Origin of the sequence: Micromonospora rubida, from assembly GCF_009908295.1 — a bacterium.
Classification (GTDB): domain Bacteria; phylum Actinomycetota; class Actinomycetes; order Mycobacteriales; family Micromonosporaceae; genus Micromonospora; species Micromonospora rubida.
This window is the reverse complement of sequence record NZ_JAAALO010000002.1, coordinates 304,614-326,668: the sequence shown is the minus strand read 5'-3', so window position 1 is coordinate 326,668 and position 22,055 is coordinate 304,614. Positions and strand designations below refer to the sequence as shown.

21 protein-coding genes are annotated in these 22,055 nt (G+C 73.0%); 10 read left to right on the top strand and 11 right to left on the bottom strand.

The window, feature by feature from the left end:
* Positions 1-48 precede the first annotated feature (48 nt).
* On the bottom strand, positions 49-1,197 hold the full coding sequence (locus GVV04_RS05860; RefSeq protein ID WP_161685256.1) for a carboxylate-amine ligase: 1,149 nt from the start codon (positions 1,195-1,197) through the stop codon (positions 49-51).
* 235 nt (positions 1,198-1,432) lie between these two features.
* Between GVV04_RS05860 and GVV04_RS05855 the strand changes: the two genes are divergently transcribed.
* The 4 genes from GVV04_RS05855 to GVV04_RS33895 all read left to right on the top strand — a co-directional run bounded on the left by GVV04_RS05855 (position 1,433) and on the right by GVV04_RS33895 (position 6,083).
* Positions 1,433-1,732, top strand: coding sequence for a DUF6412 domain-containing protein (locus tag GVV04_RS05855; RefSeq protein WP_328822225.1), 300 nt, complete (start codon positions 1,433-1,435; stop codon positions 1,730-1,732).
* Between the two features lie 206 nt (positions 1,733-1,938).
* A complete protein-coding gene (locus tag GVV04_RS05850) occupies positions 1,939-2,682 on the top strand; it encodes a YidC/Oxa1 family membrane protein insertase (RefSeq protein ID WP_161685254.1) in 744 nt (247 codons plus the stop codon).
* A 260-nt stretch (positions 2,683-2,942) separates the two neighbouring features.
* Positions 2,943-4,346, top strand: a complete 1,404-nt coding sequence (locus tag GVV04_RS05845; RefSeq protein ID WP_161685252.1) for a chitinase — start codon at positions 2,943-2,945, stop codon at positions 4,344-4,346.
* A gap of 177 nt (positions 4,347-4,523) precedes the next feature.
* Positions 4,524-6,083 (top strand): cellulose binding domain-containing protein, encoded by a 1,560-nt coding sequence (locus tag GVV04_RS33895; RefSeq protein WP_161685249.1) that lies wholly within the window; start codon positions 4,524-4,526, stop codon positions 6,081-6,083.
* 20 nt (positions 6,084-6,103) lie between these two features.
* On the opposite strand, the gene GVV04_RS05835 is transcribed toward GVV04_RS33895, so the two are convergent.
* Positions 6,104-6,775, bottom strand: coding sequence for a DedA family protein (locus tag GVV04_RS05835; RefSeq protein ID WP_161685245.1), 672 nt, complete (start codon positions 6,773-6,775; stop codon positions 6,104-6,106).
* 246 nt (positions 6,776-7,021) lie between these two features.
* Here GVV04_RS05835 and GVV04_RS05830 point away from each other — a divergent pair, with 246 nt between their 5' ends.
* Positions 7,022-7,747 carry a hypothetical protein gene (locus tag GVV04_RS05830; RefSeq protein ID WP_161685242.1) on the top strand — a complete coding sequence of 242 codons (726 nt, stop codon included), beginning with the start codon at positions 7,022-7,024 and terminating at the stop codon, positions 7,745-7,747.
* A gap of 48 nt (positions 7,748-7,795) precedes the next feature.
* On the opposite strand, the gene GVV04_RS05825 is transcribed toward GVV04_RS05830, so the two are convergent.
* Positions 7,796-8,443 carry a DUF1349 domain-containing protein gene (locus GVV04_RS05825; RefSeq protein WP_235965721.1) on the bottom strand — a complete coding sequence of 216 codons (648 nt, stop codon included), beginning with the start codon at positions 8,441-8,443 and terminating at the stop codon, positions 7,796-7,798.
* Positions 8,444-8,573: 130 nt separating this feature from the next.
* Here GVV04_RS05825 and GVV04_RS05820 point away from each other — a divergent pair, with 130 nt between their 5' ends.
* Entirely contained in the window at positions 8,574-10,226 is a 1,653-nt protein-coding gene (locus tag GVV04_RS05820) for an alpha-amylase family protein (protein WP_161685240.1), read from the top strand.
* A gap of 98 nt (positions 10,227-10,324) precedes the next feature.
* Complete coding sequence (gene fabG / locus GVV04_RS05815; RefSeq protein ID WP_161685239.1) at positions 10,325-11,083, top strand: 3-oxoacyl-ACP reductase FabG; 759 nt, start codon at positions 10,325-10,327, stop codon at positions 11,081-11,083.
* 103 nt (positions 11,084-11,186) lie between these two features.
* On the opposite strand, the gene GVV04_RS05810 is transcribed toward fabG, so the two are convergent.
* Both GVV04_RS05810 and GVV04_RS05805 read right to left on the bottom strand, forming a co-directional pair.
* On the bottom strand, positions 11,187-11,609 hold the full coding sequence (locus tag GVV04_RS05810) for a hypothetical protein (RefSeq protein WP_161685237.1): 423 nt from the start codon (positions 11,607-11,609) through the stop codon (positions 11,187-11,189).
* Entirely contained in the window at positions 11,602-11,997 is a 396-nt protein-coding gene (locus GVV04_RS05805; protein ID WP_161686699.1) for a hypothetical protein, read from the bottom strand. The genes GVV04_RS05810 and GVV04_RS05805 overlap by 8 nt, the downstream gene beginning before the upstream one ends.
* A gap of 336 nt (positions 11,998-12,333) precedes the next feature.
* On the opposite strand from GVV04_RS05805, the gene GVV04_RS05800 reads away from it, so the two are divergent.
* The gene (locus GVV04_RS05800; protein ID WP_161686697.1) at positions 12,334-13,236 is read left to right on the top strand and encodes a Gfo/Idh/MocA family protein; all 903 of its coding nucleotides are present in this window, start codon (positions 12,334-12,336) and stop codon (positions 13,234-13,236) included.
* A gap of 11 nt (positions 13,237-13,247) precedes the next feature.
* Here GVV04_RS05800 and GVV04_RS05795 read toward each other — a convergent pair whose 3' ends face one another.
* Positions 13,248-13,439: a DUF2795 domain-containing protein gene (locus GVV04_RS05795; protein ID WP_161685235.1), complete on the bottom strand. Its 192-nt coding sequence runs from the start codon at positions 13,437-13,439 to the stop codon at positions 13,248-13,250.
* A gap of 115 nt (positions 13,440-13,554) precedes the next feature.
* On the opposite strand from GVV04_RS05795, the gene GVV04_RS05790 reads away from it, so the two are divergent.
* Positions 13,555-14,811, top strand: a complete 1,257-nt coding sequence (locus tag GVV04_RS05790) for an erythromycin esterase family protein (RefSeq protein ID WP_161685233.1) — start codon at positions 13,555-13,557, stop codon at positions 14,809-14,811.
* Between the two features lie 56 nt (positions 14,812-14,867).
* On the opposite strand, the gene GVV04_RS05785 is transcribed toward GVV04_RS05790, so the two are convergent.
* The 3 genes from GVV04_RS05785 to GVV04_RS05775 form a co-directional block, all read right to left on the bottom strand.
* Entirely contained in the window at positions 14,868-17,075 is a 2,208-nt protein-coding gene (locus GVV04_RS05785) for an MMPL family transporter (protein ID WP_161685231.1), read from the bottom strand.
* 44 nt (positions 17,076-17,119) lie between these two features.
* Positions 17,120-17,665, bottom strand: coding sequence for a TetR/AcrR family transcriptional regulator (locus tag GVV04_RS05780; RefSeq protein ID WP_161685228.1), 546 nt, complete (start codon positions 17,663-17,665; stop codon positions 17,120-17,122).
* A 139-nt stretch (positions 17,666-17,804) separates the two neighbouring features.
* Positions 17,805-18,197 carry a winged helix-turn-helix transcriptional regulator gene (locus GVV04_RS05775; RefSeq protein WP_161685226.1) on the bottom strand — a complete coding sequence of 131 codons (393 nt, stop codon included), beginning with the start codon at positions 18,195-18,197 and terminating at the stop codon, positions 17,805-17,807.
* Positions 18,198-18,380: 183 nt separating this feature from the next.
* On the opposite strand from GVV04_RS05775, the gene GVV04_RS05770 reads away from it, so the two are divergent.
* Positions 18,381-19,175, top strand: coding sequence for an isocitrate lyase/PEP mutase family protein (locus tag GVV04_RS05770; protein ID WP_161685224.1), 795 nt, complete (start codon positions 18,381-18,383; stop codon positions 19,173-19,175).
* On the opposite strand, the gene GVV04_RS05765 is transcribed toward GVV04_RS05770, so the two are convergent.
* Together GVV04_RS05765 and GVV04_RS05760 are read right to left on the bottom strand one after the other, a co-directional pair.
* Positions 19,076-21,298: an outer membrane protein assembly factor BamB family protein gene (locus tag GVV04_RS05765; protein WP_161685222.1), complete on the bottom strand. Its 2,223-nt coding sequence runs from the start codon at positions 21,296-21,298 to the stop codon at positions 19,076-19,078. The two genes, GVV04_RS05770 and GVV04_RS05765, sit on opposite strands and share 100 nt — an antisense overlap.
* A 247-nt stretch (positions 21,299-21,545) precedes the next feature.
* Complete coding sequence (locus GVV04_RS05760; RefSeq protein WP_407938777.1) at positions 21,546-21,962, bottom strand: winged helix-turn-helix transcriptional regulator; 417 nt, start codon at positions 21,960-21,962, stop codon at positions 21,546-21,548.
* Positions 21,963-22,055 lie beyond the last annotated feature (93 nt).

Sequence of the window (22,055 nt, the reverse complement as noted above, 5' to 3'; positions counted from 1 at the left end):
CTGCGGGCGGGCCCGTCCCGCCGGGACGCCCGCGCGGCTGCGGTGGGCTCAGCCACGGGTCTGCCGCGCCACGTCGTGCACCACGTCCACCAGGTTCCCGGTACGCGCGAAGACCGCCCGCTGCCGGGCCGCCCCGGTGCCGTGCCGGCGCAGCCCGCCGAGCAGGTCGGTCACCTCGGCCAGGTCTCCGTGCCGTTCCAGCGCCGGCCGGAGCCGCTCGACGAGCCGGTCCAGCAGCTCCCACGCGGGGCGCAGCTCGCCGTCGGTCAGGTCCACGCCGTCGCCCTCCAGCCCGTCGTGGGCGGCCCGCCAGTGCGCGGCGACCAGCAGGTGGTGGTCGGTGCGGACGGGCTGCCGGCCCTCGGCGATGTCGGTCATCGCACTGGCCACCAGGGCCCGGACCAGGGCGGCGACCAGCACGGCGTCGTCCACCGACGGGCAGACGTCGCCGATGCGCAGCTCCACCGTCGGGTACTTCGCCGACAGCCGGGCGTACCAGTAGAGCATCCCCTCGTCGAGCATCACGCCGCTGGCGATGAGCTGCCGGATCAGCCGCTCGTAGTGCTCGTGCGACTCCAGGTACGGCGTCGGCGCCACCGACGGCCACCGCTCCCACTCCACGGAGCGCCAGCTCGCGTAGCCGGTGTCCACGCCGGCCGAGAACGGGGAGTTGACCGTCGCCGCGTGCAGGATCGGCAGCCAGGGCCGGACGTGGTTGAGCACCTGGACGCCGGTCTCGGGGTCCGGCACCCCGACGTGCACGTGCATGCCGTTGTTGCCGGGACCGGGCACCAGCAGCCGGAACCGCTCGATCATCCGGTCGAAGCGGGGCTTGTCGACCACCGGCGGCACCGGGCCGTCGACCGGGCCGGTGCCGATGGCCAGCACCCGTACGCCGGCCCGCTCGGCGGCCTCGGACAGCGCCCGGCGCAGCACCCCGAGGGAGTGCCGGATCGACGACAGCTCCAGCCCCGGCGGGCTGCCGATCTCGATCTGGCTCGTCTGGAACTCGCGCTCGACCTGGCCGCGCAGCTCGGCTGGCACCTGCTCCATCACCAGGTCCACGGCCGGCACGGCGGTGCCGGTGTGCGGGTCGACGAGCAGGAACTCCTCCTCGACGCCGACGGTGAGCAGGTCGGTGCCGCCCGGGGCCACGTTCGGTTCCCGCTGCACCACTGAACCGCTCATCGTCCTCACCGTCCGTTTCCGTGCCGGTCGCGGCGCTGTGCCGCGACGTGACCGGCCATTACCCGCAGTATCGGTGCGGGGAAACTCCGCCGCCCGCGTGTTGCCCGTCGGCACGCCGCTCGTGTTCCGTATCCCCGTTGCCGGGACCCGGCCCGCGCTCGAACGAGGAACGCTCCCGGCTTCGGCGTTCGGGGGAGGAACGCTCCCGGCCTTCGGGGTGGACGGCGGGGCATAGGGTGATCGCGTGGGCGGGTTGCTGCTGACGGTGACGGGGATGTGGGCGTACGCGCTCACCCACCTGACCGTGTTCGCGGACCGCCCGGCCGAGTTGCTGGCCGGGGCGGCCGTGGCCGCCGCCGTGCTGCTCGCCGTGTTGCTCGCCGCGCGCCCCGGGGTGGCGGCCGGCCCCCCTGCCAGGGCCGCCGGGCACGGCGTCGGCCTGCGGGAACGCGCCCGGCGTCGGGGTGTTCCCCGGCAGGTCGACCCGGACGCCGCCGGCCGCCCCCGACCCCGCGCGCCGGGCCTGGGCCTCGCGGCCGGGTAGCTTCCCGGGCCGCGCCGGCTTCCGTCGGCGTCGGCCCCCTGGAGCGGCGGACGGGGCCCGTCGGCCCCGGGGCGGCGGACGGGGCATTCCCCGTCGCCATCCGCCATCCGCCATCCGTCATCCGGCCGCCTCCGCCGTCGTCCGTCCCGCCGCGCGCCCGTCTCCGGGCCGGTCGGGGCATCCGGAACCGGACCGAGGGGTCACCCATGCTCGCCTTCGCACCGCTGCGCGGCGCGGTCTCCGCCGCCGCGACCGTTGTCACCTGGCTCGCCGACACGCTGCACCCGCTGACCGGCGGGGCCGCCACGGCCGCCGCCATAGTCCTGTTCACCGTCGCCGTCCGCCTGCTGGTCTCGCCGCTCACCCTGGCCCAGGTTCGCGGGGAGCGGCGCCGCGCGGCCCTCGCCCCGCAGGTCCGCGAACTGCAACGCCGGCACGCCGACGACCCGGCCCGGTTGCAGAGCGAGCTGTTGGGGCTCTACCGGTCGGCCGGGGCGAGCCCGGTCGCCGGCTGCCTGCCGGCCCTGCTCCAGGCCCCGTTCTTCCTGATCATGTACCGGTTGTTCAGCACGAACGAGGGCGGCATCGGCCTGCTCGACGAGCGGCTGGCCGGGGTGCCGCTGGGCTGGCACCTCTCCGACGGCCTGACCGGGGCGGCCGGCCCGCTGTTCGGGGTGTTGCTGGCGGCGCTGGTGGCGCTGGCCTGGTGGTCGTCGCGCCGGGCGCGGCGCGCGGCGGCTGCCGTGGGCACCGTGGCCGGTACGCCGACCGAGGGGCCGGGCGCGGCGACCCTGGGCCGGCTGGTCCCGCTGCTGCCGTACCTGACCGTGCTGGTCGCGCTGGTGGTGCCGTTGGCGGCGGTGCTCTACCTGGTGACCACGACGGCGTGGACGGCGGCGGAGCAGGCGGTGCTGCGCCGCCCCCAGGCGGCACCCGTCGAGGTCCGTTGACCGTCGGCGGCGGGGGCGCGCGGTGACGCCCGTCCGGACCCGGGCGGACGACCGGGACGGGTCCACCGGCCGCCGCTGACGGTGCGGGGAGAGCCCCTGCCCGACGCCTCCGGCACGGGCTTGGGGCCCTCCTCGCACACCTCCGTGAGGGACCGGGACCCGTCGATGCGCGTCACCCTCTGGACAGAAACAGTTAACAGTCCTAATAATAGGCGCCAACGTAGACGAGCATGAATGCCCGTCCGGGCGTGGAGGGTTGCATGAAGCGTTCCCGATCCATTGTCCTTGCCCTGGTGACGGCGCTGGCCGCGACCATCGGGGCGGCCTGGGTGGCGCTGCCGGCGTTCGCCGCCGGAGCCACCGCGAACTTTGTCAAGACCTCCGACTGGGGTTCCGGCTGGGAGGGCAAGTACACGATCACCAACGGCGGCGCCACGGCCATCTCCGGGTGGACCGTCACCTTCGACCTGCCGGCCGGCACCGCCGTCGGCAGCTACTGGGACGCCCTGCTGACCACCTCCGGCCAGCGGTACACCTTCACCAACCGCTCCTGGAACGGCGGTATCGCCCCCGGCGCGTCGGTGTCGTTCGGCTTCCTCGCCACCGGCTCCGGCAGCCCGACCAACTGCCAGCTCAACGGCGCACCCTGCGGCGGCGGCCCCACCCCGACGACCGCGCCCCCGACCACCCCGCCCCCGACGACCCCGCCCCCGACCACCCCGCCGCCGACCACCCCGCCCCCGACCACCGCCCCACCCACCGGCGGCCTGCCGAAGCACCTGCTCACCGGCTACTGGCACAACTTCGACAACCCGGCGGTCGAGCTGCGGCTGCGCGACGTCCCCGCCGAATACGACCTGGTCGCGGTCGCCTTCGCCGAGGCCACCGGCACCCCCGGAGCGGTCACCTTCGCCGTCGACCCCGGCCTGTCCGCCGCCCTCGGCGGCTACACCGACGCCGACTTCACCGCCGACGTGCGGACCCTGCACTCGCGCGGCAAGAAGGTCATCCTCTCCGTCGGCGGCGAGACCGGTCGGGTCGCCGTCAACAGCGCGGCCTCGGCCACCGCCTTCGCCGACACCACGTACGCCCTCATCCAGCGGTACGGCTTCGACGGCGTCGACATCGACCTGGAGAACGGCCTCAACCCGACGTACATGGCCCAGGCGCTGCGGGCCCTGCGGGCCAAGGTCGGGGCCAACCTGATCATCGCGATGGCCCCGCAGACCATCGACATGCAGTCCCCGGCCGCCGGCTACTTCAAGCTCGCCCTGGACATCCGGGACATCCTCACCGTGGTCAACACCCAGTTCTACAACTCCGGGGCGATGCTCGGCTGCGACAACAACGCCGCGTACGGCCAGGGCACGGTGAACTTCATCGTCGCGCTCGCCTGCATCCAGTTGGAGGCCGGGCTGCGCCCCGACCAGGTCGGGCTCGGCCTGCCCGCCGGCCCCGGCGCGGCCGGTGGCGGCGTCGTCGCCCCGAGCGTGGTCAACGCCGCCCTCGACTGCCTGGCGAAGGGCACCAACTGCGGCAGCTTCCGCCCGCCGCGCACCTACCCGGGCATCCGGGGCGCGATGACCTGGTCGGTCAACTGGGACGTCAGCAACGGCAACGGCTTCGCCCGCACCGTCAAGCCACACCTGGCCACCCTGCCGTGACCTGACCCTGACCCTGGCCCAACCTGCCCTGCACTGCCCCTGACCCGGCCGCACCACCCCCGCACCGCCACCCCGCAGCACCGCCCCCGTACCACCGCCGGCCCGCCCCGCGCGGGCCGGCGGCCCCGCCCACCCCCCTCGGGCGGAAACCCCCACCACCGGTCCCTGGAGGCCACCGTGAAACTCCGGTCCCCCCGCGCGGCGACGTTCGCCGCCGCGCTCGCCGCCGCCGTCGTCGCGGCCACCCTCGTGGCCCCGCCGGCCGCGTCGGCGGCCACCGCCGCCTTCGTCCGCACCTCAAGCTGGAGCAGCGGGTACGAGGCGAAGTTCACCGTCACCAACAACACCTCGGCCAGCATCGGCTCCTGGAACGTCCAGTTCGACCTGCCCGCCGGCAGTTCGCTCGGCTCCTTCTGGGACGCCACGATGACCACCGCCGGTCAGCACGTGACCGCCGTCAACAAGTCCTGGAACGGCGCCCTCGCCCCGGGCGCCAGCACGTCGTTCGGGTTCATCGTCGCCGGCACCGGCGACCCGACCAACTGCACCGTCAACGGCGGCTCCTGCACCGGCGGCGGCAACCCGGGCGGCCCGGCCACCCCGGGCGGGCTGCGGGTCACCGGCACCACCGCCGCCTCGGTCTCGCTGGCCTGGAACGCCGTCTCCGGCACGGTCACCGGCTACCGGGTGTACGAGGGCAGCACCGTGAAGGCCACCCTCACCGGAACCTCGACGACGGTGTCCGGGCTGGCCACCTGCTCCGCGCACAGCTACACCGTGGCGGCGTACAACTCCTCGGGCGAGTCGGCGAAGTCGCCGGCCGTCTCCGCCACCACCACCGGCTGCTCCGGCGGGAACGCCCCGATGGCCGCCGCGCCGTACCTCTACCCGGGCTGGGGCGACCCGCCCGCGCCCTCGACGGTGATGGGTGCGACCGGGATCAAGTGGTTCACCATCGCGTTCGTACTCTCCGGCGGCGGCTGCACCCCGGCCTGGGACGGCAGCGGCCCGCTCACCGGCGGCGCGCACGCCAACACCATCGCCGCGATCCGGGCCGCCGGGGGCGACGTCATCCCGTCCTTCGGCGGGTGGAGCGGCAACAAGCTCGGCCCGAACTGCTCGTCGGCCAGCGCGCTGGCGGGGGCGTACCAGCAGGTGATCAACGCGTACGGGCTGAAGGCGATCGACATCGACATCGAGAACAGCGACGAGTTCGAGAACGAGGCGGTGCAGGACCGGATCCTCGGCGCGCTGAAGATCGTCAAGCAGAACAACCCGGGGATCAAGACGATCGTCACCTTCGGCACCACGACCACCGGGCCGTCGTACTACGGAACCCGGCTGATCAACCAGGCCGCCGCGCTCGGGGCGAACATCGACACGTTCACCATCATGCCGTTCGACTTCGCCGGCGGCGCGAACATGTACCAGAGCACCGTCAACGCGGCCGAGGGGCTGAAGAACGCGTTGAAGAGCGCCTTCGGCTGGTCCGACGCCACGGCGTACACGCACATGGGCATCTCCGGCATGAACGGCCTGTCCGACCAGCAGGAGCTGACCACCGCGGCGACCTGGACGCAGATCCGCGACTGGGCAAAGGCCCGCAGCCTGTCCCGGTTCACCTTCTGGGCCGTCAACCGCGACCGGCCGTGCCCCGGCGGGGGAGTGGTGTCGAACTGCTCCGGCATCGCCCAGAACACCTGGGAGTTCACCAGCATCACCGCCCAGTACAACTGAGCAGCAGCAGCAGCGTGCGGTCAGCGGCCGGTGGTCATGGACTGCCGGTCGCGCCGCGCGCGGCGGCGGCGCACCTTTTTCACCGCCCAGCCCACGACCATCACGCCGAAGACCGCGAAGATCGCGTAGTTGAACCAGCTGCTGTACTGGTCCACATCCTCCCAGCGTGACCCGAGCGCGAAGCCGGCGCCGACGATCAGCGCGTTCCACACCCCGCTGCCCAGCGTGGTCAGCAGGATGAACTCGCCCAGCGGCATCCGGTTCGCCCCGGCGGGGACGGAGACCAGGCTGCGCACCACCGGCACCACCCGGCCGACCAGCACCGCCCACCGGCCGTGCCGCTCGAACCACCGGTTGGCCTTCTCCAGGTCCTCCCGGTCGACCAGGGGGATGTGATCCAGCCACCGCTTCAGCCGGTCCTCGCCGACGGCCGCGCCGAGCCAGTAGAGCACCAGCGCGCCGACCACCGAGCCGACCGTCGCGGCGACCACGATGAGGACGAGGTTGAACCGCCCCTCGGCCGCGAGGTACCCCGCCATGGCCAGCACGACCTCGCTCGGGATCGGCGGGATGATGCTCTCCAGGGCGACCAGCGCGGCCACCCCGACCGCGCCGAGCGAGTCGATGACGCTGGCCACCCACCCGGTCAGGCCGGTGAACTGCGAAGGATCGACGTCCTGGGCGTGGGCCATGAGGGTCCTTCCGCTGAAAGCTGGCCGGGGGATCAAAGTGTGTTACCCATCCCGGAGGCGATCACACCTGCCGGTGACCGCACCCCCCGTCCGGGCCGACGCCGGCACGTCGCACGGTGCTCCCCCGGACGCAACCCGTCTCTTGGGCCTTCGGTCCGCACGTGCGACCCGCCTCCCCGCTTTGCCATGATGATGGTCGATGGGCCCGGGCGGCCCGTCAGGGTCGAGGCGAGGAGGGGAATCGCGGTGGCGGTGCCGGAGGGTATGCCCAGCAACCACAAGCCCGACGAGCGGCGGAGCCTGCGGCAACGCCTGAGCCGCCACTACCACCAGAAACTGGACGGGAGTGGCAGGGGGGCCGTGCTGGGCGCCCTTATCAGCTTGGTGGGAGCCCTGATCGCGGCCGCTGTGGCGGTTTACGGGGTGGCCAGCGGCGACGACAGGGACGCACCGCCGGAGAGCACGCCGAATGCCGGAGCGAGCGGCCCGGCCGGCGCCACACCGATGCCGAATGCCTCGGCCACCTCCCCGGCCACGCCGGGTCCTGCGGCCACCCCGGTGACCCCGCCGGTTTCCAGCGCGACCGCCCCGTCGATCGGCGAGGTTCGGTGGAGCGGCGAGGTGCGGTTCGCCACCCTCGGCGTCGATCTCGACACCGTGCCGCCGACGGTGCAGAGGTACTTCTCGACCGACGACGACCTGAACCGGGATTCGGCCAACGCGGATGGTGCGCTACACGCAAGTTGGGGGCAGATCGCCCTGTGGCCGGGACCGGGCGAGCCCACCAGGCAGCAATGCGCGGACCGCGTCTCCACACACGGCGCCGAGTGGGTTCATATCCCGATCGACCGGATCGGCTGCCTGACCACCAACAAGGATCGGGTTGCCATGTTCAAGGTCACCCGCTATCCGGACGACTCCTTCCAGGTAACCGCACGGGTCACCGTGTGGAACACGCCGGAGGACTCCTGAGGCCCCACCTCTCCCAACATCGGACAGGCCCACGATCCAACTGCGTTCTCAGCCCGACGGGTGCAGCGCCGCGTCGGCCGGGCCGCGCCGCCAGCCGGTGAACCGGACGACCAGCCCGGCCCGGCTCGGCGCGCAGCAGTACGGGCCGGCCGTCGCCTCGGCGTCCGGCGCGAGCGGGGCCACCCGGACCAGCCGCCACGGCTCCCCGCCGGCCCGCGCCCGGACGGTCAACGCGTCGCCGGCCCGGCTGACCCGGACCGTGACGTCCCGCCCCGACCAGTCCGGCACCGGGGCGACCGACCAGTCCGAGAACTCCCGGGTGACGACGGCCCCGACCTGTGGCTGGCCGTCGCTGACCTCCACCCCGGCCTTGACCCAGTTCCGCTCGTCCACCCGGACCAGCACGCCGGCCTGGTCGAACTGCTCCGTGTAGTCGAGCCGGAAGTCGACCTCCACGGCGGTGCCGCCGGGCAGCGGGGCGAGCAGGGCCGGCCCGTCGTCGTGCACGAAGCCGTAGCTGGTGTGCCGCCAGAAATCGCTGCCCGCGCCCGGCTCGACGAGCAGCCCGCCATCGAGGGTCGGCTCCGACCGGACCGGCCGGTGCAGCCACCGGCCCTCGGCCCAGTCGACGTCCAGGTTTCCGCCGTTCGACCCCGCATCCATGTCCCGGTCTCCGCTGTTCGACCCCGTATCCATGACCGGCACGCTACCGCCGGTCCCGTCGCCCGGGCTCCGGGGCTGCCGAGGCCCGCGACCCGGCCCACCCGCCCCGACGCGGGCGGCGTTCACGTTTGCGGGGAGCCGGAATCGGAGAAGGTACGCCGGCATGGGTGACAGGTGGTACTCCGAGGCGGTCGTCTACTGCCTCGACATCGACACGTACGCGGACTCCGACGGTGACGGGGTCGGCGACATCCGCGGCCTCATCGGCCGGCTCGACTACCTGGCCCGGCTGGGGGTGACCTGCCTGTGGCTGCACCCGATCCACCCGTCGCCGAACAAGGACGACGGCTACGACGTCACCGACTTCTACAACGTGGACCCCCGCTTCGGCACCCTCGGCGACTTCGCCGAGCTGCTGCACCAGGCGCAGAACCGGGGCATCCGGGTGATCATCGACCTGGTGGTCAACCACACCTCGGACGAGCACCCGTGGTTCCAGTCCGCCCGGTCCTCGCCCGACTCGCCGTACCGGGACTGGTTCGTCTGGGCCGACCACGAGCCGGACGACCGGCACCAGGGCATGGTCTTCCCGGGCGAGCAGAAGGAGACGTGGAGCTACGACCGGACCGCCAAGGCCTGGTACTACCACCGGTTCTACAAGTACCAACCCGACCTGAACTTCAACAACCCCGAGGTCCGCGCCGAGGTCAAGAAGATCGTCTCGTTCTGGCTCCAGCTCGGCGTCTCCGGGTTCCGGATGGACGCGGTGCCGTTCATCATCGAGCTGACCGAGCCGGGCAACCCGAACTCGCCGAAGGACTTCGAGTACCTCACCGAGCTGCGTCAGCACGTCCAGTGGCGGCGCGGCGACGCCGTCCTGCTCGCCGAGGCCAACGTGGAGCCCGACCAGCTTCCCACCTTCTTCGGCGACGGCGCGGGCTCCGGCAACCGCATCCACATGCTCTTCGACTTCATGCTCAACGGCCGGCTCGTGCTCGCCCTGGCCCGCCAGGACCCGGAGCCGGTGATCGAGGCCCTGCGGGACACCCCGATCCTGCCCACCGGCGGGCAGTGGGCCACCTTCCTGCGCAACCACGACGAGATCGACCTGTCCCGGCTCACCACCGAGCAGCGCAACCAGGTGTACGCCGAGTTCGGCCCCGACGAGGACATGCGGATCTACGACCGGGGCATCCGTCGCCGGCTCGCCCCGATGCTCGGCAACGACCGACGGCGCATCGAGCTGGCGTACGCGCTCCAGTTCTCGCTGCGCGGCACGCCGGTGCTGCGCTACGGCGAGGAGATCGGGATGGGCGAGGACCTCTCGCTGCCCGGCCGGGAGGCGATCCGTACCCCGATGCAGTGGTCGTACAAGCCGAACGCCGGCTTCTCCACGGCCGACCCGGAGAAGCTGGTCCGCCCGGTGATCGACAAGGGCGACTTCTCGTACGAGAAGGTCAACGTCACCGCCCAGCGCGGCGACCACACGTCGCTGCTGTCGTGGTTCGAGCGGATGATCCGGACGCTGCGCGAGGCACCGGAGATCGGCTCCGGCTCGACCACCCACATCGACGTGCCGATGCCGCACGGGGTGCTCGCCCACCGCGCCGACGGTCCGACCGGGACGATGGTCTTCCTGCACAACCTCGGCACCGACGACGTCGAGGTCGACCTCGGCACGCTCGCCGACGAGGCGGACCTGCCGAGAGACGTCCTCGCCGACCGCAACTACGGCGAGGTGGGCAAGCTCGACGCGCTCAAGCTCGCCGGGTACGGCTACCGCTGGATCCGCCTCTGTCGCGGGGCCGCCTACTGACCCCGGGGGTGGGCTCCCCGCCTCTGTCGCGGGGCCGCCCTCTGACCGGCGGGGTGGGCTAGGCTCCGGGGATCGCCGTAGGTTACCGGGAGGTAGGCATGTCCGAGGAGCAGCGGGTCGCGATCGTCACCGGGGCCGCGCGGGGGATCGGGGCGGCCACCGCCCGCCGGCTCGCCGCCGACGGCCTGGCCGTCGCCGTGGTCGACATCGAGGAGTCGGCCACCAGGGACACCGTGGACGCGATCGTCGCGGCGGGCGGCCGGGCCCTCGGCGTCGGCGCGGACGTCGCCGTCCGGGGCCAGGTCGAGGCGGCCGTCGAGCGGGTCGCCACCGAGCTGGGCGCGCCGACCGTGCTGGTCAACAACGCCGGGGTGCTCCGGGACAACCTGCTGTTCAAGATGACCGACGCCGACTGGGACACCGTCCTGGGCGTGCACCTGCGCGGCGCGTTCCTGTTCAGCCAGGCCACCCAGAAGCACATGGTCGAGCGGAAGTGGGGCCGGATCGTCAACCTGTCCAGCACCTCGGCGCTGGGCAACCGGGGGCAGGCCAACTACGCGGCGGCGAAGGCGGGCATGCAGGGCTTCACCAAGACCCTCGCCATCGAGCTGGGCCCGTTCGGCGTCACCGTCAACGCGGTCGCCCCCGGGTTCATCGTCACCGACATGACCGCCGCGACCGCCGCCCGGATGAAGGTGGACTTCGAGGCCCTCCAGAAGCACACCGAGCAGGAGATCCCGGTCCGCCGGGTGGGCCGCCCCGAGGACGTCGCCCACACCATCTCGTTCCTGGCCAGCGAGGGCGCGTCCTTCGTCTCCGGCCAGGTCATCTACGTATCCGGCGGCCCCAACTCCTAACCCTCCCCCCTCCCCCCTCCCCCCACGAAGTGGCCGCTCTTTCACGGAAAGAGTGGCCATTTCGCGTCCCATGCCCACTCTTTCCGTGAAAGAGCGCGGGGGGTCAGTGGGGGTGGGGGTGGGGGCGGGTGTGCCAGAGCCAGAGCAGGCCGAGCACGGGGAGCAGCAGCGGGACGTAGCCGTAGCCGCTGCCGAACTGCGACCAGACCGTCTCGTCCGGAAAGAGGTCCGGGTCGACCAGGCTGAGGGCGCCGACGCCGACCACCCCGACGAGCTCCACCGCGCAGCAGGCCAGCGCGATCCGCCGGCCCGCGTGGCCGGCCCGGGCCAGCCCCACCGCGGCCACGATGTAGATGAGCGCGGCCAGCGCCGAGAGCAGGTACGCCACCGGGGCCTCGTCGAACTTCGTGGCGATCTGCAACCCCGCCCGGGAGGTCGCGGCGATGGCGAACACGAGGTACACGGCGATCAGCAGCCGGCCGGGCCCGGAGTTGGTGGCCAGCCGGGGGGTCTTCGTCTCAGCCACCGAGCGCCTCCCAGGTCTGTTGCAGCCGGACCACCACGACCGGGGTCACCAGGCAGATCGCGCAGATGATCGCCGACCCCCACCGGGTCGGCTCCATCCGGGCCAGCACCCAGGCCAGCGCCGGCAGGCAGACCAGCGTCACCAGGTAGCCGAAGAACGCGCCGGGCTCGCCCGGCCGCTCGCCGCCGCCGAGCGCCACCAGCGCCGCCACCGTCAGCGCGAGCAGGCCCAGCTCCAGCACGGCCAGGCCGGCAACCTGCACCCGGTCCGGCGGCCGGTTGCGCATCGCCGCCACCAGTGCCCACACCGCGAGTACGAGCGACAGCACGATCGTCGCCGTCGCGAGGATCCCGTCCACCGGCGAGCCGGCCGCGGCGGCGCTGGTCATCGACGCCACCGGCGTCGGAGTCTCGGTCACCGGGACAGCCTACTAACCGGTGTAGTACTCGCCCCGGCCCGGTCCGCCGCCGCGCCCGCTACCGGTTCCGCCCGCGCCAACCGTCAGCCCGCCCATGGTCGAACCGGCCCGGCCTGCTCCGGTGCGTCCGGGTCGGCCGGTGCGCGGGTCGGCCCGGCCTGGTCCGATCCGCCCGGGTTCGCCGGAGCGCAGGTGCCCTGGCCCGGTTCGGTCCGACCCGTCGGCTGCGTCGGACCGGCCGGGCGACTAGCGTGGATCACGGCCACGGGACCGCCGTGGCCAGCGACGACACCGGGAGTACACGTGCTGCGGTTCGGCTTGTTCGGCACCGGCCACTGGGCGGCGGAGACGCACGCGGCGGCGATCGGCGCGCACCCCCGTGCCGAGTTGGCCGGGGTCTGGGGCCGCAACCCCGACAAGGCGGCGGAGCTGGCGCGGCGGCACGGGGTGCCCGTCTTCACCGAGATCGACGCGCTGATCGACGCCTCCGACGCGGTCGCCGTGGCGCTGCCCCCGGACGTGCAGGCCGACATCGCCGTCCGGGCTGCCACGGCCGGCCGGCACCTGCTGCTGGACAAGCCGCTGGCGCTCACCCTCGCCGACGCCGATCGGGTGGTCGCCGCGGCCGGGCAGTCCGGCGTCGCCTCCGTGGTGTTCTTCACCCAGCGGTTCCACCCGAACGTGACCGGCTTCCTCGCCTCGACCGCGGCGGCCGGGGGGTGGCAGCACGCCCGGGCGACGATGTTCACGTCCATCTTCCAGCCCGGCAACCCGTACGGCGCGTCGCAGTGGCGGCGGGACCGGGGCGCGTTGTGGGACATCGGCCCGCACGCCCTGTCGATCATCCTGCCGGTGCTCGGCCGGGTGACCCGGGTCGCGGCCGTCGACGGCCCGAGCGGCCTGGTCCACCTGCTGCTCACCCACGACGGCGGGGCGACCAGCACGGTGTCGCTCACCCTCGACGCGCCGCCCGAGGCCACCACCCGCGACTTCGTCTTCTTCGGGGAGGACGGCGTGCTGGAGGTCCCGCCCGGGGACGGCAACGCGCTGACCGCGTTCTCCGTCGCGATCGACCAGCTCGCCGAGGAGATCGACTCCGGCACCCGGGACCACCGCTGCGACGTCCGGTTCGGCCGGGAGGTGGTGGCCGTCCTGGTCGCCGCCGAGACCGCCCGCGCCGAGGGCCGCACCGTCGACCTCCCGGGCTGACCGCCGTCTTGTCAGGCGAGACCGCTCAGCGCCTGACTCAGCTCGGTCGGAGAGTCGAACTCCTCAGCCGGCAGCGCGCGGAGCATCTGCAACACCTCCGTGCTGGCGCCGTTCTCCTGCCCCCAGCGGACCAGGTCCTCCCGGGAAGCGGGGTAGTCGAGCCCGGTTAGGTACTCCTGCAACTCCGTTCCGCTGACCGTCATACCAGCCCACTACCCGCTGCACCGCACGACATGCCCGCCCCCGGCTGCCGAACCCCACCCCGCCGGGTCCGGCGGGCGGGCGGTTTGCCCCGAAGGGGGGCGGGTAGCCGCGGACATGCTGGTACAGCGGCTCGGCGCGCCGAGCGACTTCGATCCGTTGCTGGAGCGGATCCGGGACGCCCGGATCGTGATGATCGGCGAGGCGACGCACGGCACCCACGACTACTACCGATTGCGTGAGCAGCTCACCCGGCGGCTCATCGCCGAGCGGGGCTTCTCCTTCGTCGCCGTGGAGGGGGACTGGCCGGACTGCGAGCGGGTGCACCGGTCGGTCACCGCCGCCCCGAACGGCCTCGCCGACCCGCAGGCCGCCCTGGAACGCTTCGAGCGCTGGCCGACGTGGATGTGGGCCAACGCCGAGGTGGCCCGGTTCTGCCGCTGGCTGCGGGCGTGGAACCTGGAGCAGCCGGCCCAACACCGGGCCGGCTTCCACGGCCTGGACGTCTACAGCCTCTGGGAGTCGATGCAGGCGATCTTCGACTACCTGGGCGAGGAGGAACCGGCCTCGCTGGAGGCCGCGCAGGAGGCGTACCGGTGCTTCGAGCCGTACGGGCGGCGGGTCGAGGAGTACGGGGCGGCCAGCCGGTTCGTCTCGGCGCGCTGCGAGGAAGAGGTGATCAAGCTGCTGGCGCGTACCCGGGAACAGGCCGCCTCGGATGGCCCGGACCGCTTCTCGGCCTGGCAGAACGCGGAGGTGGTGGCCGGCGCGGAGCGCTACTACCGGGCGATGGTGGCGGGCGGTCCGGAGTCGTGGAACGTGCGGGACATCCACATGGCGGACACCCTGGACCGGCTGCTGGACTTCCACGGCCCGGACGCCCGGGGCATCGTCTGGGCGCACAACACCCACGTCGGCGACGCCCGGGCCACCGACATGGCCGCCGACGGGCTGGTCAACATCGGCCAGTTGGCCCGGGAGCGGCACGGGGCGGACGACGTGGTGCTGGTCGGCTTCGGCGGCTACCGGGGGACGGTGGTGGCGGCTCCCCGGTGGGGGTCGCCCGCCGAGGCGATGGTGGTGCCGCCGGCCCGGCCCGGTTCGGTCGAGCGGCGGCTGCACGAGCTGCTGCCGGAGCGCGCGGTGTTGGTCTTCGGCGGCCCGGACCAGCCCGGCTGGGTCACCGAGGAGCAGGACCACCGGGCGATCGGCGTGGTCTACGACCCGACCTTCGAGTCGTGGGGCAACTACGTGCCGACCCGGCTGGGCGAGCGCTACGACGCCTTCGTCTGGTGCGACGACACCACCGCGCTGCAACCGCTGCCCGCGCTCACCTCGTTCGGGGAGCTGGAGACGTACCCGGCGGGGGTCTGAGCCGGACGGGCCCCGCCCCGCCGGGTGAGCGGCGGTGCGGGGCCCGTCCGGACCGGTCAGGCGTCGGCGGGCTTCTTCTCGGCGAGGTGGGCGCGCAGCCCCTCGCCCTCGATGTCCACGTTGGGCAGCAGCCGGTCGAGCCAGCGGGGGATCCACCAGGCCGCCTTGCCGAGCAGCGACATCACCGCCGGGACGATGGTCATCCGGACCACGAAGGCGTCGATGGCCACGCCGACGGCCAGCGCGAAGCCCATCGACTTGATGATCGGGTCTTCGAGGAAGACGAAGCCGCCGAACACCGCCATCATGATCAGCGCGGCGGCCGTGACCACCCGGGCGCCGTGCCCCATGCCGTTGACGGTGGCCTGCTGCGCGGTGTCGCCGTGCACGAAGTCCTCCCGCATCCGGGAGACCAGGAAGACCTCGTAGTCCATGGCCAGGCCGAACAGGATGCCGATGAGCAGGATCGGCAGGAAGCTGACCAGCGGGCTCGGGGTGTCCAGGCCGACGAGGTCGGCCAGGTGCCCCTGCTGGAAGATCGCGACGGTGATGCCGAACGTCGCGGCGACCGTGAGCAGGAAGCCCAGGGCGGCCTTGACCGGCACCAGGATCGACCGGAACACCAACATGAGCAGCAGGATCGACAGGCCGACGACGAGCACCAGGTAGACCGGCAGCGCGTCGGAGAGCTTCTCCGACACGTCGATTCCGATCGCGGTCGCGCCGGTCAGCAGCACGTCCGCGCCGGTGACGCCGGAGACCTGCCGGCGGATGTCGTGCACCAGGTTCTCGGTGGCCTCGTCGGTCGGACCACTCTTGGGGATGACCCCGAGCAGCACGGTCCGTCCGGTCCGGTCGGTCTGCGGCGGGGCCACCGCGAGCACCCCGTTCGTCTGCTGGACGAGCTGGGCGACCTGCGGGGCGGCGGCGGCCGTGGCCCCCTGCGAGTCGGAGGTGACGACCACCGCGAGCCGGCCGGTGAAGCCCGGCCCGAAGCTCTCCCGGATCAGGTCGCTGTTCACCCGGGCCGGCGAGCCGGTGGCGGCCGTGCTGGCGTCCGGCAGGGCCAGCCGCATGTCGGGGGCGGGCAGCGCGAGCAGGCCCAGGCCGACCAGGGCGACCAGGATCACCGGTACGCGCAGCCGGGTGACCAGGCGTGCCCAGCGGAAGCCGAAGCCGGACCGGTCCTCCGCCGCGGCTGCCGCCTCGGGGGTCTCGGTCGGGTCCGCGCCGTTGGCCGCCGCCTCGGTCTTGCGCAGCTTGCGGGGGAGCACCCGGACGCCGGCGAAGCCGAGCAGGGCCGGGGCGAGGGTGATCGCGACCAGCACCGCGACGCTCACGGTGGCGGCGGCGGCCAGGCCCATCACGGTCAGGAACGGGATCTGCACCACCGCGAGGCCGGCCAGCGCGATGACCACGGTGGCCCCGGCGAAGACCACCGCCGAGCCGGCGGTGCCGACGGCCCGGCCCACGGCCTCCTCCGGCGACAACCCCTCAAGCAGGTTCTGCCGGTAGCGGGAGGTGATGAACAGCGAGTAGTCGATGCCGACCGCCAGGCCGAGCATCAGGGCCAGGATCGGCGCGGTGCTGGTCAGCTCGATCGCGCCGCTGAGCGCGAACAGGCCGGCCATGCCGACGCCGACGCCGATCAGCGCGTTGAGCATGGTCATCCCGGCCGCGACCAGCGAGCCGAACGTGATGACCAGGACGATCGCCGCCACCAGGACGCCCAGCGCCTCGGTCGAGCCGATCTCCGGCTCGCCGCTGAGCACCTCGCCGCCGGGAGCGACCTGCCAGCCCTGCGCCTCGGCCTGCGCGCCCACCTTCTCGTACGCGTCGCGCTGGTCGTCGGTGACGTCGTCGGCGCGGCCGGCGAACTGCACCTGGATCAGCGCGTACCGGCCGTTCGGGGTGATCGCCTGGGCCTGGTACGGGTCGACTGCGGCGACCACGCCGGGCAGGGTGGCCGCCTCCTGGGTCACCTGCTTGACCAGGGCCTGACCCTCGGGCGTGGCGAGCTGGCCGTCCGCCGGAGCCTTCAGGGCGATCGTGCCGGTGGCCCCGCTGGCCTCCGGGAACCGCTCGCTGAGCAGGTCGATCGCCTGCTGCGACTCGGTGCCGGGCATGGTGAAGTTGCTCGTCGTCGGGCCGCGCAGCGTCGCCGCGGCGAGGCCGAGGCCGACGAGCACGACGAGCCAGACGACGGCGACGAGCCGTCGGCGGCGCAGCGAGGCTCGGCCGAGCCGGTACAACAGGGTCGACATCAGATTCTTGTCCTCGATCGTTGGTGAACTGGACGGTGGTGGGGTCAGTCGGGAGGGGCCAGCGCCCGCCGGACCAGCCCGAGCAGGGCGTCGCGCAGCTCGTCGTCGGCGACGTCGCCGAACTCGCCGCACGTCTCGGCGATCCCGGCGAGGACGACCAGCGCCGCGATCCGGGTCGCCGGGCGCGTCGAGTGGCCGGCGAGCGCCGCGACCAGCCGCTCGGAGATCTGCTGCACATGCGCGAACGCCGGCTGCTGTAGCAGGACGGGGAACTCCCCGCGGAGCAGCGCGATCTCCCGCCGGAAGCGCACCGCGAGGTTCACGAAGCCCTCGCCGGCGACCCGTTGGGCGTCCGCGCCGGCCAGCCCGGCGAACCGGTCGTCGAGCTCGTGCAGCACCGTGATCGCCGGGGCCATCAGCTCGCTGAGCAGGGCCTCCTTGCTGGCGAAGTGGTAGAGCACGGTGGCCTTCGAGACGCCGACCTCGCGGGCGAGGTCCTGCAACGAGGTGCCCTTGTACCCGGTCACGGCGAACCGCCGCGCCGCTGCGGCGAGAATCTCGGCATGCGTCTCCGGTACTACGCGAGCCATGTCGGCCACCTCCCGCCCACCAGCATGCCTGACCGATCGGTCAGACCCTGACCGATCGGTCAGAGAGGTCGGGTGGCTTTCGCCACAGCCCCCCGGTCCGGGTTCGCTGTACCCCGTTCGTCACGCAACGACACCGATGTCAGCGCTCGGCGCAGTGCTCCCGGTCGTACGCGGCCCGGGCGTCGGCGATGGCGGTACGGTGCCGCTCGGCCCAGGTGGTCAGCGCGACCAGGGACTCGTGCAGCTCCAGGGCCATGGCCGTTGCCGCGTACTCGACCCTCGGCGGCGCCGCCGGATGGACCGTGCGGCGTAGCAGCCCGTCCCGCTCCAGGTTGCGCAGGGTGAGGGTGAGCATCCGCCGGCTGATCCCCTCGACCTGCCGTTCCAGCTCGGTGAAGCGGACCGGCCCGTGGGAGGCGGCCACCAGGATGCCGATGCTCCACTTGCCGCCCACCCGGTCCAGGACCTCCCTGGCGGTGCACGCCGGGGCCTGGCCCGGGGCGAAGGGCACCCCGCTCTTTCCCTGGGACATCGAAGTGCCTCCTTCCGCTCCGCCTGAGGGTCACAGGCGATGGCCTCGGTAACAGATTGTGGGCCACGGGGGGGTGCCGGCACGCCGGCAAGGGCCCGGAGGGCCGGGAACACCGCCCTCGCAGTACGCGACACGGCTCTTTGGAAGAACAGCCGTCGCCCCGATGGCTGTCATGATGCGGTGATGACCGAAAACTCATCGACCCTCGTCGAGCGCGCGGACGCGCTGCGTGCCCTGCACAAGACCGGCGACCCGCTGGTCCTGCCCAACGCCTGGGACGCCGGGTCCGCCCGGGCCGTCGCCGCAGCCGGTTTCCCGGTCGTCGCCACCAGCAGCGCCGCAGTCGCCGAGTCCCTCGGGTACGCCGACGGCGAGGCCACCCCGGTCGATGAGATGTTCGCCGCCGTCGCCCGGATCGCCCGCGCCGTGCCGGTCCCGGTCACCGCCGACCTGGAGCGGGGGTACGGCCTGAGCCCGGCCGAGCTGGTCGAGCGGATGCTCGCCGCAGGCGTGGTCGGCTGCAACCTGGAGGACTCCGACCCGCGCACCGGGGCGCTGTACGACGTGGAGGAGCAGGCCGACCTGCTCGCCGCCGTCCGGGCCGCGGCCGACGCGGCCGGGGTGCCGCTGGTGCTCAACGCCCGGATCGACCTGTACCTGCGTGAGGCCGGCGACCCGGCCGGGCGTACCGCCGAGGCGGTCCGCCGGGCCCGGCGCTACCGGGCCGCCGGGGCGGACTGCGTCTACCCGATCTTCCTGACCGACCCGGAGCAGATCGCGGAGTTCGTGGCCGGCGCGGACGCCCCGGTGAACCTGGTCTTCAAGCCCGGCGCCCCGAGCCTGGCGGAGATGGCCCGGCTCGGCGCGGCCCGGGTCAGCTACGGCGCCGGCCCGTACGCGGCGGTCAAGGCGCGGACCGCCGCGCTGCTCGACGCCGTCCGGGCCGGCAAGAACCCGTACGCCCCGCCATCGGCGTAGGGGCGCCGAACGGGGGACCACCAGGTCGTCAGGCCACCGCGATGCCGTGTAGCAGGCCGTCCTGGTCGCCGACGAGGAACATGTCGCCGATGACGACCGCTGGGCTGTAGCAGTATGCGGTGGTGGTCAGCTGGAGCCGGGTCCGGACCGACCCGGTGGTGAGGTCGAGGCCGACCAGCAGGCCGGTGGTGGTCGGGGTCCACGCGACGTCGCGGTGGATCGTAGATGTAGGAGCCGGCCATCGACCAGCGGGGCTCGCCGGTGGCGGGGTCGAGCGCGAACGCGTTGGTCACGGTGGACACCAGGAGCAGTCCGTTGGAAAGTACCTCCAGGGTGTCCGCCCAGGGGCCGTAGATGAGGCGGCTGTAGGCGGTGGTGCGGGTGGTGGCGGAGAACGACCACAGCGCGGCACCGGTGCGGGCGTCGTGGGCGTAGACGTTGCCGTCCCCGGCTCCGGCGTAGACGCGGGCACCGTCGCTGGCCGCACGCCCGGCGAACATGCCCCGGCCGGCGACGGTCCACACTGTCTCGCCCGAGCGCGCGTCGACGGCCTGCCGGGTCTGGCCGGCGGAGAGGACGACCAGGGTGCGGCCGTCGACCGTGGTCACCAGCGGGCTGCCGAGCACCGGGGCACCGGCGTCGTGGGCGAACCGGCGGCGCCCGGTGGCCGGGTCGAGGGCGTAGAGGCGGTGGTCGTCGGAGGGGACGTAGACGGTCCTGCCGTCGGGGGCGAACGCCGGCCGGCCGTGCACCGGGCCGATCCGGGTCTGCCAGCGCCGCTGCAGCCCACGGCGGGTGGGCCGGGCGCCGATGACGGTCCCGCCGGTGGTCGCGGCGACCAGCAGATCGTCCCGGGCGGCCAGGCCGGCCTGCACCGGCGCGCCGAGCTGTTCGCTCCAGCGCAGTCGCCGGCCGGCGTCGGGGAGGGCGAAAGCGCGGGTCTGCTCGTGCCAGGCGCCGTCGGGGTCGGTGACCCGCACGGTCATCCGGTGCTCGCCGGGCGGCAGCGCGGTGATGTCCAGGCCGCCGGTGAACCGACGGCCGGCGGAGTCGGGGGACAGGTTCCGCCACGGGCCGGCGTCCTTGAGCCCGTAGGTGTGCTGCGGGTAGAGCTTGGCCTGCACGTTGTTGGCCCGGGCGTGCGGGGAGAGCCGTACCGACACCGCCAGCGCCGCGCCGGCCGGGTCGAGCGAGACCGCCTGGGGTCGCTGCTCCGCGGCGATCCGTGGGCCGGCGAGCGGAATGTCCAGCACCGGCCGGGACTCGGCGCTGCCGTCGGCGGCCCGCTGCACGGCCGTCACCTTCAGCACCGGGCCGTCGGACCCGACCGCGCGCTGCACCCAGTAGTAGATCGGCGTGCCACGGGTGTCGTCGACCGCCAGCTGGGCCACCCCGTTGAACCGTTGTACCTGTTCCTCGTGCACGTGCCCGGCGAACATGGCCCGCACGTCGTAGCGGTCGAGTAGCTTCAGCAGCCGCTCCTGGTCGGAGACGTAGTAGTTGTCGCCGCCGAACGGGAAGTGACACAGCAGCACGATCGGCATCCCGGGCGCGACCCTGTCCAGGTCGCGGGTCAGCCACTGGATGCCGGACTCGCCGAATCCGCCCGGCTCCTGGAGCAGGTGGCTCGGGTCCAGCGCGACGAAGTGCAGGCCGTCGAAGTCGAACGAGTACCGGCTCGGCCCGAACAGCGATCCGTACCGCTTACCGGCGGTGCTGTCCCACCGCCAGTCGTGGTTGCCCGGCACGTGCCGGATCCGGGGCCGCAACGCCGCCGGGATGGTGTCCAGATAGGTGTCGTACTCGGCCACCGAGCCGTGCTCGACGAGGTCTCCGACGTGGCAGACGATCGGCGGGTTCGCCGCGGCGATCTGCTGGTACACCCAGCGCACCCCCTCGGTCCGCTCAGGAAGATTCACGTCGATCTGCGTGTCGCCCAGCAGGGCGAACCCCGACGACCCCGGCCTGCCCGGCCCACCGTGCCCGGGCGAGCCGGCCGCCGCGGGCGAACCGCCGACCACCGCGCCGGTGGCCGCCGCGGTGACCGCGCCGACGCCCAGGCCGAGCAACCGGCGACGGTCCATCGAAAGATGGGCATGGTCCTGGGCTGGCAGCGATGGCATGATCTGTTCCCTCCGGCGGGCTCGCTTGGAATGCCGGGGAGTTTGGCACGGGCTCAACCGCCTGACCAACGGTTCTCCGGCAGATTCCCGGCGATTTCGCAGGGATTCGTCAAGCTTGATGGGCGGATGGTCGGTTCCTTGCATCCGCTCGCAGGTCCGCGCCCATGCGGAGCGCGCTGAGCGCCCGTGACCCGGCTGAACCGGCTCCGGGCATCCGTCGGCCGGACACCCGAGAGCACGGCCGGATTCAGTCCGCGGTGCCGTGCGCCTGGTCGTAGGCGCCCCGGGCGTCGGCGACTGCGGTGTGGTGCCGCTCGGCCCAGCTGGTCAGGGCGACCAGTGATTCGTAGAGCTCCAGTGCGATGGGGGTGGCGGCGTACTCCACCTTCGGTGGCACCGTCGGGTACACCCGCCGGTGCAGCAAACCGTCGCGCTCGAGGTTGCGCAGGGTGAGCGTGAGCATCCGCCGGCTGATTCCCTCGATCTGCCGCTCCAGCTCGGTGAAGCGCACCGGACCCTGGGACGCGGCGACCAGGATGCCGATGCTCCACTTGCCGCCCACCCGGTCGAGCACCTCGCGGACCGTGCACGCCTTCGCCTGGCCCGGAGGGAAGGGGCGGTCGCCGGCCTCGCACCTCGTCAGGCTGCCGGTCGTCACGGGCACATTGTTGTTCTCCTGGGACATGAAAGTGCCTCCTTACGCTCCGCCTCATAGTCACAGATGATGGCTTCGGTAACAAACAGTGCACCAAGGAGG